At 73.6% G+C, this 12,993-nt stretch carries 13 protein-coding genes; 6 read left to right on the top strand and 7 right to left on the bottom strand.

Features of this window, described 5'->3' with window-relative positions; genetic code table 11:
• Window positions 1-130: 130 nt before the first annotated feature.
• On the top strand, window positions 131-775 hold the full coding sequence (locus tag G3I77_RS09660) for a PAS domain S-box protein (protein ID WP_248502632.1): 645 nt from the start codon (window positions 131-133) through the stop codon (window positions 773-775).
• Here the strand turns inward: G3I77_RS09660 and G3I77_RS09655 are convergent.
• On the bottom strand, window positions 715-1,629 hold the full coding sequence (locus G3I77_RS09655; protein WP_248502207.1) for a DUF3626 domain-containing protein: 915 nt from the start codon (window positions 1,627-1,629) through the stop codon (window positions 715-717). The genes G3I77_RS09660 and G3I77_RS09655 overlap by 61 nt on opposite strands.
• Window positions 1,630-1,712: 83 nt before the next feature.
• Here G3I77_RS09655 and G3I77_RS09650 point away from each other — a divergent pair, with 83 nt between their 5' ends.
• From G3I77_RS09650 to G3I77_RS09635, 4 genes are all read left to right on the top strand, one after another.
• Window positions 1,713-2,207 (top strand): FBP domain-containing protein, encoded by a 495-nt coding sequence (locus G3I77_RS09650; protein WP_248502206.1) that lies wholly within the window; start codon window positions 1,713-1,715, stop codon window positions 2,205-2,207.
• Between the two features lie 87 nt (window positions 2,208-2,294).
• On the top strand, window positions 2,295-3,548 hold the full coding sequence (locus G3I77_RS09645) for an FUSC family protein (RefSeq protein ID WP_248502205.1): 1,254 nt from the start codon (window positions 2,295-2,297) through the stop codon (window positions 3,546-3,548).
• 45 nt (window positions 3,549-3,593) lie between these two features.
• Window positions 3,594-4,769 (top strand): hypothetical protein, encoded by a 1,176-nt coding sequence (locus G3I77_RS09640; RefSeq protein WP_248502204.1) that lies wholly within the window; start codon window positions 3,594-3,596, stop codon window positions 4,767-4,769.
• 115 nt (window positions 4,770-4,884) lie between these two features.
• Window positions 4,885-6,078 carry a lactonase family protein gene (locus tag G3I77_RS09635; RefSeq protein WP_248502630.1) on the top strand — a complete coding sequence of 398 codons (1,194 nt, stop codon included), beginning with the start codon at window positions 4,885-4,887 and terminating at the stop codon, window positions 6,076-6,078.
• On the opposite strand, the gene G3I77_RS09630 is transcribed toward G3I77_RS09635, so the two are convergent.
• Entirely contained in the window at window positions 6,046-6,774 is a 729-nt protein-coding gene (locus G3I77_RS09630) for a DUF2470 domain-containing protein (protein ID WP_248502203.1), read from the bottom strand. The genes G3I77_RS09635 and G3I77_RS09630 overlap by 33 nt on opposite strands.
• An 85-nt stretch (window positions 6,775-6,859) precedes the next feature.
• Complete coding sequence (locus G3I77_RS09625; RefSeq protein WP_248502202.1) at window positions 6,860-7,468, bottom strand: TetR/AcrR family transcriptional regulator; 609 nt, start codon at window positions 7,466-7,468, stop codon at window positions 6,860-6,862.
• Between the two features lie 109 nt (window positions 7,469-7,577).
• Between G3I77_RS09625 and G3I77_RS09620 the strand changes: the two genes are divergently transcribed.
• Window positions 7,578-9,074, top strand: coding sequence for a cytochrome P450 (locus G3I77_RS09620; protein ID WP_248502201.1), 1,497 nt, complete (start codon window positions 7,578-7,580; stop codon window positions 9,072-9,074).
• Here the strand turns inward: G3I77_RS09620 and G3I77_RS09615 are convergent.
• From G3I77_RS09615 to G3I77_RS09600, 4 genes are read right to left on the bottom strand one after another with little or no spacing between them, the layout of a single operon-like run.
• Complete coding sequence (locus tag G3I77_RS09615) at window positions 9,036-9,878, bottom strand: pentapeptide repeat-containing protein (protein WP_374385374.1); 843 nt, start codon at window positions 9,876-9,878, stop codon at window positions 9,036-9,038. The two genes, G3I77_RS09620 and G3I77_RS09615, sit on opposite strands and share 39 nt — an antisense overlap.
• A 30-nt stretch (window positions 9,879-9,908) precedes the next feature.
• Entirely contained in the window at window positions 9,909-10,820 is a 912-nt protein-coding gene (gene sigJ, locus G3I77_RS09610; protein ID WP_248502199.1) for an RNA polymerase sigma factor SigJ, read from the bottom strand.
• Between the two features lie 33 nt (window positions 10,821-10,853).
• The gene (locus G3I77_RS09605; RefSeq protein WP_248502198.1) at window positions 10,854-11,588 is read right to left on the bottom strand and encodes a PIG-L deacetylase family protein; all 735 of its coding nucleotides are present in this window, start codon (window positions 11,586-11,588) and stop codon (window positions 10,854-10,856) included.
• 50 nt (window positions 11,589-11,638) lie between these two features.
• Window positions 11,639-12,940 (bottom strand): alpha/beta fold hydrolase, encoded by a 1,302-nt coding sequence (locus tag G3I77_RS09600; RefSeq protein WP_248502197.1) that lies wholly within the window; start codon window positions 12,938-12,940, stop codon window positions 11,639-11,641.
• Between the last annotated feature and the right edge of the window lie 53 nt (window positions 12,941-12,993).

The following is a 12,993-nucleotide window of genomic DNA, read 5'->3' as shown; positions in this document are numbered from 1 at the left end:
GTACGGAAGTACTGCGCTCCAGCGTGATCCACCGGGCCCGGGAGGCCGTGCCGTGGCCCTACATGATTGTGTAGTGCAAGCAGATGCGCCGCTCTTGCGCGAGAGCGGCCCGGCGTGGCAGGAGAGGCTCGTGGACCTGGCCCGGCAGGAGGCCGTGACGTGGCGCAACCGCGCCCTGCTCCTGTTCGACCGGGTCGCGATGCCGGTCGCGGTGTGCGACGTGTACGGGGCGGTGCTGCTGGCCAATCCGGCGATGGCCGCGGAGTGCGGTTCGACGCCGGGGCAGCTCCGCGGCCGCGATGTGCTGGACCTGTTCAGCCCGCGGGAGGCCACGCAGGTGGAGCGCATCGCCGAGGCCCTGCGCCTGCGCCACCGCTCGCGCTACCAGGTGTCGGTGCGCTGGCAGGCTCCCGGCGGCGTGGAGCGCTGCGGCGAGCTGACGGCGGATCCGGTCAGCGACTCGGCGGAGGACACCCCGGCCCTGCTGGTGATGCTCCGGGTGGACGCCGAACGCGCCCCCTCCCCCGCCGCACCCGCCGAACCGGCGCGGGTCACACCGATGGAGGCCCGCGTCCTGGCGCTTCTGGCCGCCGGCGCCACCACGGCCCGGGTGGCCCGCGAAACGGCCCTCACCACGGACGGTGTGACCTACCACCTGCGCCGCCTGTCGTCCCGCTGGGGCGCGTCCAACCGCACGGCACTGGTGGCCCGGGCCTATGCGCTGGGGGTGCTGACCCCCGGGGTGTGGCCGCCGGAGGCCTCGGACCCCGAGTAGGCCGTGCCCGCCCCCTCCGGGGCGCCGAAGCGGGCGAGGGTGTGCCAGACCATCTTGAGGTCCTGCGGTTCGTAGCGGCGGGTGCGGACGGCATCGCCGATGGCCCGGGGGTCGACCAGGCCGTCCCGTGCGATCCGGGCGCCCAGCTCGGCGTACTCGGGGCCACGGTAGGACGCGTGGTGCCGCAGCCCGGCCACGGAGAGCCGGTAGCCGGGGTGCCACTCGACGGCGCAGGGCAGCGACCGGGCCGCCGCCTCGACGGGCGTGCCGCGGTAGCAGGCGTCCAGCACGAGCGCCTCCACGTCCCGGGCGAGGTCGACGCCGCCGTGCACATGGGCCTCGACGTAGTCGTTCAGGGCGTCCTGCTCGTCCGCCTCGGCCGACGCGATCAGCGGCATCCTCGCCGCGACGCCGAAGTCGGCCGGCTCGGCGGCGCTGTCGGGGTAGCAGAAGGTGGCGCGGGCCAGTACCGCGGGCCGCAGCCGGAAGTGCGAGGAGCCGAAACGGGGTGCCGCGCCGACCACTTGCCGCCGGAAGTTCAGGGCGCCGTACACGGGCCTCTCGTGCCCGGCCGCCGCGTCGTAGGCTCCGCCGAAGATCCGGCTCTCCCATCGCCACCGGTCGCCTCCGGGGTGGGCGGTGAGGCCGCCGTTCCCGGTGCCGGTGACGAACTGCGAGTGGTAGGCGCCGTCGCGGGCCAGCGCCGTGAGGATCGGCCGATCGCGCGCCATGCGATCCGGATGGAAGTTCAGCGTGATGTGCAGGCGCGGGTCGATGGCGGGTCCCGCCGAGCGCGCCGCCACATGGCGCAGCGCCGTCCGGGCACGCGAAGAGACGGCCTCTCGGAAATCCACTGGCTCTCCCTCGTCGTCGATGTCTAACCTGAACCGGAAACCTAGGACCCCTAGGTTTCGAGACGACAACCAGGAGCCCTCCCATGAGATCACTCACCGAGCACGACATCCGCAACTCCTTTGTCAACTGCTCGAAGGGCGAGGCCAAGCGTCTGGCCGTGCCCCGGGACCTCGGCGAGCGGCCCTGGGACGATCTCGACTTTCTCGGGTGGCGAGATCCCGGGGCGCCGGACCGGAGCTATCTGGTGACCGAGCGGGCGGGGCGGCTCGTCGGCTTGGCGATGCGGTTCCAGGCCGCGCAGCGCGGGTTCCTGCACCGCAGCATGTGTTCGCTGTGCCTGACGACGCACCCGCGGGGCGGGGTCTCGCTGATGACCGCGCGGAAGGCGGGGGCGGCCGGGCGCGAGGGCAACTCCGTCGGGGCCTACATGTGCACCGACCTCGCCTGTTCCCTGTACCTGCGCGGGAAGAAGACGCCGGAGGCCGGGTCCCGGTTCGAGGAGAGCCTCACCCTGGAGGAGCAGATCGAGCGGACCACGGTGCGCCTGGCCGCCTTCCTCGACAAGGTCTACGCCTGACCGCCCTCGGTCGCCCGCTGTTTCCCCCGGCACTAACGTCCTTCATGGACGCGTTCGACACGCCCGGGGAAGGGGAACAGCCCGAGGATGCGAGAGGTACGTGAGTGGACGGCGCACGCCGAGCGGATCGTGAGGAAACGTCGTGATCCCGTGGTCGTCCAGACGCTGCGGTCCGCGACCGCGGCGACGATCGCGTACGTCATCGCGCTGCGCCTGAGCCCCGAGCCGGCGCCCCTCACCGCTCCCCTGACGGCGCTGCTGGTCGTCCAGGTGACGCTGTACGCCACGCTCACCAACGGCTTCCGCCGGGTTAACGCCGTGGTGACCGGCGTCCTGGTCGCCATCGCGTTCAGCCTGCTGGTGGGCCTGACCTGGTGGAGCCTGGCGCTGCTGCTGGTGGCCTCACTGGCGGTGGGACGGCTGGTCCGGGTGGAGGAGTACGTCCCCGAGGTCGCGATCAGCGCGATGCTCGTCCTCGGCGTCACCACCGTCGGGGACACCGCCTGGGCCCGGGTGGTGGAGACCCTGATCGGCGCGTCCGTCGGGCTCGCCTGCAATCTGCTGCTGTCTCCGCCGGTGTGGGTGGAGGAGGCGGGCCAGTCGATCGACGGTCTGGCGCGCCGGCTGCGGCAGCTGATGCTGCGCATGGGCGAGGCGGCCGCGGGCGGCACGCCCGTGGACCGCGCGGAGAAGCAGCTGCACGAGGCGCGTCGGCTGGACCACGACATCGTCGAGGTGGACGCGGCCCTGCGGCAGGCCGAGGACAGTCTGCGGCTCAACCCGCGCGTGCAGGACAGCGTGCTGCACCGGGTCGTGATGCGCACGGGCCTGGACACGCTGGAGATCTGCACGGTCGTCCTGCGCGTGCTCGCCCGCTCCCTCACCGACCTCGCGAAGAAACGCGAACCCGAGCCGCTGTTCGAGGCCGAGACGGGCGCCGCCCTGGAGCAGCTGCTGTCCGAGATCGCCGACGCCGTGGTGAGCTTCGCCGTACTGGTCACCACCCACCTCAGCGCCAGCGCCGAGTCGGCGGAGGAACGCCTCGCCGCGGAACTGCGCACCGCGGCGGGCACCCGCGACAAGCTGGCGCTGCTGCTGCGCGAGGAGGCCGAGCGCGACCCGGGGCACTGGCAGCTTCCGGGAGCGGTCCTCACGGAGGTCGACCGCATCCTCGACGAACTCGACACCGAGCACCGCACCCGGCGCCTGTTCGAGGAACTGGACCGCGTGTCACGCGAGCAGCGCGCCCGGATGCCGCGGCTGACGCGGCTGCGGGAGCGGCTGGGCGTCACGGAGCAGATGTGGCGGAACCGCGCCGGGTTCGACGGGCGTTCTCCCTGAGGGAGCGCCGGCAGGGGGCCGGCACCTGACGCGAGGAGCGGGCCGATGGCCGACACGACCGTGCGGATCGACGGGAACACACTGCGGCTGCCGGGCGGGGTGGCCGTGCGCTTCATCCGCACCCTGCGCCTGCCGGAGACCGGCACCCATCCGCTGCCGCCGGGCCTCGGTGAGTTCCCGGTGCGGCGGGTCGCCGACTACGGGGACAGGGTTCCCGAGGAGTGGCGGGCGCGCGGCGGTGTGATGCTGCCGGTCTATCTGCGCGAGGCGATGTGGCTGAGCTTCGCGGGCACCTCGGAGCCGGCCGCGCTCCAGGTCGGCGTCGGCAAGGTGTGCGCGGTCTCGGGCCGGCCCTGGAGCGGCCGCCTGGCACGCGGCCCGCAGAACTACGTGGTGCTCCCCCGCCAGCCCTGGCTGGACGGCATCAACTCCGGCACGGGCACGGTCCGGCAGTTCGTGGCCGTCCCGCTCGGCTTGGGCGCCACCGTCGAGGGGCAGGTCACGGGCGAGGAGGTGTGGGGCGGCGTACAGCTGCAGTCCTTCGCGCTGAACGACCGGGAGCTGGCGCGCTGGCGTGAGGAGGAGCGGCAGCGGGCGGAGCAGGCGCGGTCGATGGCCCCGCCGAGTGGTTACGGCGCCGCGATGCCGGGCGGTCTTCCCGCCGCCGCGGGAGGCGGTTTCGGCGCCGCGATGCCCTTGTCGGCCCCGCCCGCGTCCGGTGGCTTCGGCGCCCCGATGCCCTTCGCGGCACCGCCCGCGCCCGGCTCTCCCCCGCCCGCCCCCGGGTCGGCTCCGGCACCGGCCGCTGCGGGCGCTCCTGCGAGCCCGCCCCGCGCGGCCGCCGCGATGGGCCTGGGCGTCGGCGGCTCCATGCGGCAGGAGGTCTACCAGGACGACCGGCCGCTGACGGACTGGTCGGGGCAGGCGGCGGGCCGGGTCTTCGTGCACCTGGTGACGCCGCCGGAGTGGCGCCGCATCACCGGCGAGGCCGCACCGCCGTCGCCGGTGGACCGGGCGGCGTACACCCGCGCGGGCCTGCCCTGGTTCGACTACTACGACGAGGAGGCGCAGGACCTGGCCCCCACGGACACGCTCGCGTCCGTGAAGCCGGTCGGCGACTGGCTCGGTGACGACCACGAGCCCTGGCAGCCGCCGGTGCCCGGGCAGACACAGCAGCTCAAGGACGCACCGGGCAAGCCGGTCGGGGACGGCGACTGGTAGCCGGCCCGGGGCGCGTCGCGTCGCGCGCGACACCCGCTGCCGTTGTTGCACCCAGAGGCCGGGAAACGCCAAGGTGGCTGTCACGACGGGGACGAGTGACGACCTGAGGGGCGACATGGACAGTGGTGGCTGGAGCAGGCGCCGGTTCGTCGGCGCACTGGCGGGCGGGGCCGCCGCGGCGGCGCTGCCGTCCTGCGACGACGCGCCCGCGCCCGCGACGACTCCGACCACGGCGCCCGAGGCGAGTGCGGGTCCGTCGCGCGAGGCCCGGCGCCCCTCCGGGCCCCGCCCGCTCTACCTCGGCACCTACACGTCCGTCGAGGGCGGCGGCAAGGGCATCGGTCTGGCCACGTACGACACGGCGACGGGCCGGATCACCGGCACCGGCACGGTCACCGGCGTCGGCGACCCGTCGTATCTCGCGATCCACCCGGACCGCCGCACCCTGTACGCGGTGGACGAGCGCGAGGACGGCGCGGTGACCGCCGTGCGCCTGGCCGACCGGAAGGAGCTGGGCAGCCGGAGCACCGGCGGCGCGGGCCCCTGCCATCTGTCGGTGCACCCGAGCGGGCGTTGGCTGCTCAGCGCGAACTACGGCTCGGGCAGCGTGGCCGTGCATCCGATCGACGCCTCGGGCGCCCTCGGCGAGCGCACCGACCTCGTCCGGCACTCCGGTCCCCCGCCCGGCCCCGGCCAGGAGGGCCCGCATGCCCACCAGTTCGTCACGAGCCCGGACGGGGGCCATGTGCTCGCCGTCGATCTGGGCACGGACACCGTCTACACGTACCGGCTGGACGAGAAGGCGGGCACGCTCTCCGAGGTCGCGCAGGCGCAGACCCGGCCGGGCGCGGGCCCGCGCCATCTCACCTTCCACCCGGGCGGCCGGTACGCCTACCTCGCCAACGAGGTCGACAACACGGTGGCGGTCTGCTCGTACGACCCGGCCTCCGGCCGTGTGACCGTCGGCGAGGCGCAGTCCACCGGCACGGGTCCGGGCACGAGCTACCCGGCGCAGATCCTGGTGACCGCCGACGGCCGCTTCGCCTATCTCGCCAACCGCGGCCACAACAGCCTCACCCGCTACGCCGTCGAGGCGGACGGCGCCCGGCTCAGGCTGCTCGACACGGTGCCGGTGGGCGGGGACTTCCCCCGGCAGATCGCCTTCTCACCGGAGGGCACGCTGCTCTTCGCGGCGAACCAGAAGTCCTCCACCGTCACCGTCTTCCACGTGGACGAGGCCGACGGCGGACTGCGGCGCGCAGGCGAATCGTTCCCCTCACCCGTCGCCGTCTGTGCGCTGCCGCTGTAGGGCCCGCGGGCACGCCGCGGCGGTGGCCTGGCTGAGCAGGATGTGCATGCGCTCGGTGAGCTGCGCGACGTCGTCGGCGGGCGCGTGGAACGCGAGGCGGACGTCGCCGTGGGTGCGGGCGCGTTCGATGCGCAGCGTCAGTCCGTGCCGGTCGACGGCGAGCGGCTGGACGCGGACCGCGCCGTGCAGGCTGTCGGAGTCGACGAGCCGGGTGAGCCGTTCGACGGCGTCGGCGTGGCAGTCGGCCAGGTGGGTCAGCAGCCGGGCCTCGGCCGTGGTGAGCGGGTCGGGCGCGGCGGTGGCGAACTCGTCGAGGTCCACGACCACGGAGCCGGACGGCTGCCGCAGCACGACGCGCGTGGGGGTGAAGGCGAGCCGCTCCCCCTCGACGGCGAACCAGCCGGCGAGCCACAGCCGGGCGCGGATCCGGTTGCGGACCGGGACGGGCGCGACGTCGGCGAACTCCAGCACCGCGGACGGCTCGCCGCGGGGCGCGCAGATCGCGGCCGCGAGCAGGGCGCTGTCCTCGGGCACGTCGACGAGCACCCGGCCGTCCTCGCCCACGGTGTGCGCGCCGACCAGTTCCTCCCGTGTGCCCTCCGCGGTCACGGAGCAGGACCACGCGGCGGCGAGCACCGAGCGCGCCCGCTCCGCCGCGGCGGGAGCCGCCGTCCAGCTGTGGCTGTCGTCACCCATCCCAGACCTCCTTAGGTAAGCCTCACCTAACCTACCGAAGATCGGGGTGCACGCCAACCACGTCACGTGATCTTTGCGGGACCTTTCAGGGCGTGAGGACGCCCAGCAGGGCGCGCGCACACAGCTCGCGCACCTGTTCCCGGCCCAACTCCGTGCCGCGCAGCCACTCCAGGCAGACGGCCGTGGTGAACGCCAGCCAGCCGCGCACGGCCAGCCGGACCTCCGGCCGCTCCTCGAAGGCCGGGCCGAATTCGGGGTCCGCGGCGAGCGCGGCGAGGATCTGCCGCTCCTGCGCGGCCAGGGCCCGCTGATAGACCCGCCGCACCGCCTGGTCCCCGGCCGCGTCGGCGCGATGGAAGGCGCGGTAGCCGTGCGCGTGCGCCTGGACGTACTCCAGGAACGTCTCGAGCCCCGCGGCGAGTTGCTCGCGGACCGGGAGGCCGGGCACCGCCGCCGTCATGCGCAGCATGCGCTCGCTCTCGCGCTCGACGACCGCCGCGAAGAAGTCCCGTTTGGTCGGGAAGTAGTGGTACAGCAGCCCGCGCGACACCCCGGCGATCTCGGCGACCTGCTCGATCCACACGTCGTCGTAGGGACTCTCCGAGAACAGCCGCGCCCCGACCGACAGGAGCTGCTCCCGGCGCTCCTCGGTGCTGAGCCGGCGGCGCGTACGCCCGCCCTGGTTCGCGGCCATGCCCGCACTTTACTTGACGTCGGTTCAACAGCCGGACCAGACTGAACCGCGCTATTGAACCCACGTACAACACGTGCGAACCCGCCGCCGGATCAAGGGAGATCGCGTCATGACCCAGGCGCCGACACGGACCGGGGAGCCCAAGGGGTTCCGGAGTGCCGAGCTGGGCTGGCCGGAGCTGGACCGCATTCCGCATCCGCCGCGCCGGATCCCGTTGCTCGGTGACGTGCTGGGCGTGAACCGGCGCACTCCGCTGCAGGACTCGCTGCGCTACGCCCGCCAACTGGGGCCGGTCTTCCGGCGGAAGGCGTTCGGCAAGGAGTTCGTGTTCGTGTGGGGTGCCCGGCAGGCGGCCGACCTCGCGGACGAGTCGCGGTTCGCCAAGCATGTGGGGCTCGGCGTGGCCAATCTGCGGCCGGTCGCCGGGGACGGCCTGTTCACGGCGTACAACCACGAGCCGAACTGGCAGCTGGCTCACGATGTGCTCGCGCCGGGGTTCAGCCGCGACGCCATGGCCGCCTACCACCCGATGATGCTGTCCGTCGCCCAGCGGCTGACGGAGCACTGGGACCGGGCGGCGGCGACGGGCCGGGCGGTGAACGTGCCCGGCGACATGACCAAGCTGACGCTGGAGACGATCGCGCGCACCGGCTTCGGGCACGACTTCGGCTCCTTCGAGCGCTCCAGGCCGCATCCCTTCGTGACCGCGATGGTGGGCACCCTGACCTACGCGCAGCGGCTCAACACCGTGCCCTTCCCGCTGGCTCCCCTGCTGCTGCGCAGCGCGAGCCGCCGCAACGCGGCCGACATCGACTGCCTCAACCACACGGTCGACGAACTGGTCCGGGCCCGGCGCGCCACCGGCGGCGGCGACGGGGACCTGCTCGACCGCATGCTGGAGACGGCCCACCCCGACACCGGCGAACGGCTGGCGCCGCAGAACGTCCGCCGCCAGGTCATCACGTTCCTCGTCGCCGGACACGAGACGACCTCCGGCTCGCTCTCCTTCGCCCTGCACTACCTCGCCCGCCACCCCGAGGTCGCGGCCCGCGCCCGCGCCGAGGTGGACCGGGTGTGGGGAGACACGCAGGAACCCGCCTACGAGCAGGTGGCCAGGCTGCGCTACCTCCGCCGGGTGCTGGACGAGTCGCTGCGGCTGTGGCCCACCGCGCCCGCGTTCTCCCGGGAGGCCCGGCGGGACACGGTGCTGGCCGGGGAGCACCCCATGCGGCGTGGGGCGTGGGCGCTGGTGCTGACGCCGATGCTGCACCGGGACCCCGAGGTGTGGGGCGCGGACGCCGAACGGTTCGACCCCGACCGTTTCGACGCGCAGGCCGTACGGCCCCGGCCGCCGCACACCTTCAAGCCGTTCGGGACGGGCGCGCGGGCGTGCATCGGCCGCCAGTTCGCGTTGCACGAGGCCACGCTGGTGCTCGGGCTGCTGCTGCGGCGCTACGAGCTGCGGGCCGACCCGGCCTACCGGCTGCGCGTGACGGAACGGCTGACGCTGATGCCGGAGGGCCTGCGGCTGCATCCGGAGCGCCGCACGGCGGTGCGGGAGCCGGCCTCAGACCTGCGCTGTCCAGTGCCCGGGACGGGTGACTGACCCCGGCAGCCGGGTCCCGGCACTCCCCCGGGCCGCGTTCAGCTGCGGCTGGGTGAGGAAGAACGCCCCGGTCAGGTCGGCGTCCGTGAGGTCGGCGTCGCGCAGGTCGGCACCGATCAGGTCGGCTCCCCTCAGATCGGCGCCGGTCAGGTCGGCGGCGATGAGGTAGGCGCCGCGGAGGCCGGCACCGCGCAGGTCGGCGCCCTTGAGACGGGCGCCCATGAGGTCCGCACCCCGGCGGTCCTTCTTGCGGCCCTTGGTGCCGGCCCTGGCCAGCTCGCTCGTTCGCAGCAGCAGGACGTTGACCTCCTGGCGGTGCGCCGCCACGTCCAGCCCGGCGAGCTCCTCGGGGGTCCCGCCGGTCAGCTCCTCGGTCTTCTCCAGGGCCTTGCGCAGCTCGGTGTGGACGGGGCGGGCCGCCGGCAGGGCGAGCGCCTCGGTCAGGTACCACAGCAGCTCGTGCAGCTGCCGGACCACCGGGAACACGTCGAACATGAGCCGGGCGCGCTCCGGCGGCCCGGTCCGCCAGTCCTGCCCGCCGAAGGTGATCTGCGAGACCTGCTGCCCGGCGCCGAAGCAGTCGTAGACCGTGCAGCCGGTGAATCCTTTCTGCCGGAGCCTGGCGTGGATGCCGCAGCGGTGGTCCTCCTGGAGGTTGCGGCAGGGCGTGCCGGCGGCCTTGTCGACCGCGAAGTCGGCCGAGGCGGCGAAGGGCAGGGCGACGCAGCACAGCCCGAAGCACCGCTCGCAGTCGCCGCGCAGCTCCGCCTGCTCAGCCTGGTGATCTCGCATGCCGTTCAGCATACGAAACGAAGACTCCCGGGTCGGATCCCGTCACCTCGTCACCCCGGGCGCCTCCACGCGCTCCAGCCGCTCGGGGTCGGCCAGGATGTACATGCCGGTGATCCGGCCGTCGGCGATCGTGACGCCCATGACCGACCGGACACGGCCCCCCAACGCGTCGACCACCCCGACCGAGCCGTTGACCAGCACCAGCTCCGCGGACCGCGTGTACGGGGCGAACAGGAGCGCCTGCTCCGCCACTGCCTTCGCGCCCTGGACGACCTTGGACGCGGCCGCGCCCCGCACGAGCGCCCCGGAATCGGCCCGCAGCACCACGTCCGGGTGCAGCAGCCCGAGGAGCGCCTCGAAATCACCGCCGCGCGAGGCGGCCAGGAACGCGTCGAGCACCTGCCTCTGCCGGCCGAGGTCCGGCTCGGCCGACGGGGTGGCGCCGCGCACCCGGCGCCGGGCGCGGCTCGCCAGCTGCCGGGTCGCGGCCGGGCTGCGCTCCACGATCGGCGCGATGTCGTCGAACGGCACGGCGAACATGTCGTGCAGCACGAACGCGAGCCGCTCGTCCGGCGCCAGGTTCTCCAGCACGACGAGCAGGGCCAGGCCCACGGAGTCGGACTGGAGCGCCTCCTCAGCCGGGTCGAGGTGCGGCAGGGGCCGGAGCACGGGGTCCGGGACGAAGGTCCGTACGGTGTCCTGGGTGTCGCCCATCGGCTCCTCGCGGCGCGCGGCGCGCGAGCGCAACAGGTCCAGGCAGACCCGGCCGGTCACCGTGGTGAGCCAGCCGCCGAGGTTCTGGATGTCGTCGGCGGCGGTGCGGCTGAGCTTCAGCCAGGCCTCCTGGACCGCGTCCTCCGCCTCGGAGAGGGATCCGAGCATGCGGTAGGCCACCGCCCTCAGGTGACCGCGGTGTTCCTCGAACCGGTCGGCCAGTTCCTCGCTGCCTGTCATGATCTCCCCCGTCGTCTGCCGGTCAACCGCTGATCATCTGCTGAACAGTTCGAACGCCACCGCCGGCCGGCCCCCGAACCGCTCGCCCGTCCTCTCGGCGTGCTGCGTCAAGAAACCGCGCACGTACGTCTCCGGGTCCTCACTGGTCAACACCTCGATGTACGTGCGGTGTTCCAGCAGGGAGCGCACCGCCCGCTCCAGGCCGGGCGTCGCGTCGACGGCGTGCGTGGGTGTGCTGGAACCCGCGACGGCGACCCAGCGCACGCCGTCCCAGGGGTCGAGGCCCTGTTCGACGAGCTCGGGGAAGATCCACCGGTTGCCGGCGTCGCCGGCCGCGTCGAGCGTGGCCCGGCCGACGGCCACGTGGTCCGGGGTGTTCCAGGCGACGCCGCCCCAGGTGTCGCGGTGGTTGAGCGTGATGACCAGCTCGGGCTTGTGCCGGCGGATCGCGGCGGCGATGTCGCGGCGCAGGGCGGTTCCGTACTCGATGACACCGTCCCTGTGGTCGAGGAACTCCACCTCCGAGACGCCGACCACCGCCGCGCCGGCCCGCTGCTCCCGCTCGCGCAGCGGTCCGCACCGCGCGGGCTCCAGCGTGTCGATGCCCGCCTCGCCCCGGGTCGCGAGCACGTAGGCGACCTCGCGGCCCTCGTCGGTCCAGGCCGCGATCGCCGCCGAGCAGCCGTACTCGAGGTCGTCCGGGTGTGCCACGACCGCGAGGGCACGCCGCCAGTCGCCGGGCATGGGCTGCAGTTGAGTGGTCGTCATGTCCGCAGACTAATCCGCGCCACCGACATCAACGGGCGTACGGCACGGCATCACGCCTCGCCCCGCACGAGCGCCAGCAGCCGGTCGAGGACGCGAGGGCCGCCGGTACGGATGCCGTCGTGCTCGAACTCGTCCGTGACCCAGGTGCGCAGGCCCCGGATCGTGCGGGCGGTGCGCAGAGACTGGGCCGTGTCGACGTACATGTCGTCGTGGTAGACGGCCGCCACGACCGGCACCGTGTTGGCGGCGAGGCGGGCCGGGTCGTACAGGGGCGTCCAGTCGGTGCGGGCGGCGAGCAGGTCGGCGGTCTCGCGCAGCGGGCGCAGGGCCGGGTCGCAGTCGAACATCCAGGGGTGAATCGATTCTCCGGTGAACAGCAGAGGCTCGTCACCCGCGAGGGCCTTGGCGGCGTCGAACTGCGGGAACTCGGCGCGGACCCGCTCGGCCGACCAGGCCGTGGGACGGGTGTCCTGGCCGTAGATCGACTCGTGGACGAGCGCGTACAGCGGGTGGCGGGCGTAGGACAGCATGGCCTGCACCTGCTCCTGGAACGCGTCGGAGAGCGTGAAGCCCTGCGGCGTGCGGACGAAGGCGTTCTCGAGGAGGTAGTGCAGGCGGTGGGTGCCGTCGCCGGTACCGAGGGCGATGCCGAGGGACTGGAAGGCCTCGACGGTGAGCCGGTAGCCGTTCGGCAGGACCACGTCGTGCGTCAGGAGGTGGTCGGCGATGCGGCGGGCGCGTTCGGCGTCCTGCGGGTAGCGGGCGTAGTGGGCGGTGACCTTGCGTTCGATGCGCGGGAAGGCGGCCCGGTAGACGTCGTCGGCGTGCGCGTCGAGGGTGGGCAGCCCGCCGGTGATGACGGCGGCGGCCAGGCCCTCGGGGGCGAGGGAGAGGTAGCTGGTCGCGCAGAAGCCGCCGAAGCTCTGGCCGAGGACGGTCCAGGGGGCGCCGCCGGTGACCTCGGCGCGGATGGCCTCGCAGTCGCGGACGATCGAGTCGGCGCGGAAGTGCGTGAGGTAGCCGGCCTGCTCGGCGGGGCCGCCGCGCAGGGGGAGGGTCTGGCGGTTGGCGGGTGTGCTGTGGCCGGTGCCGCGCTGGTCGAGGAGCAGGACGCGGTACTCCTTCAGGGCCCTGCCGAGCCAGCCCGGCCGGCCGACGGACCGGTCCGCGCCGAAGCCGGGACCGCCCTGGAGGTAGAGCAGCCACGGGAGGTCCTGGTGCGTCTTGTCGCTCGCGACGACCTCGCGGGCGTACAGCTCGATCGTCTCGCCCTCGGGGCGGCCGTGGTCGAGGGGGACGGTGAAACGGCGGTCGGTGAGGAGGACTCCGGGCTGGCGGTAGCTGATGGTCAACAGGGCTCCCGGGACGGGCGGATTTTCGGACCGCGTCCCAGTTCATCACAGCA

This window comes from Streptomyces sp. D2-8 (assembly GCF_023184515.1).
GTDB lineage: Bacteria > Actinomycetota > Actinomycetes > Streptomycetales > Streptomycetaceae > Streptomyces.
Note: the sequence above shows the minus strand (reverse complement) of the source record. Positions and strands in the feature narration are given on the sequence as shown.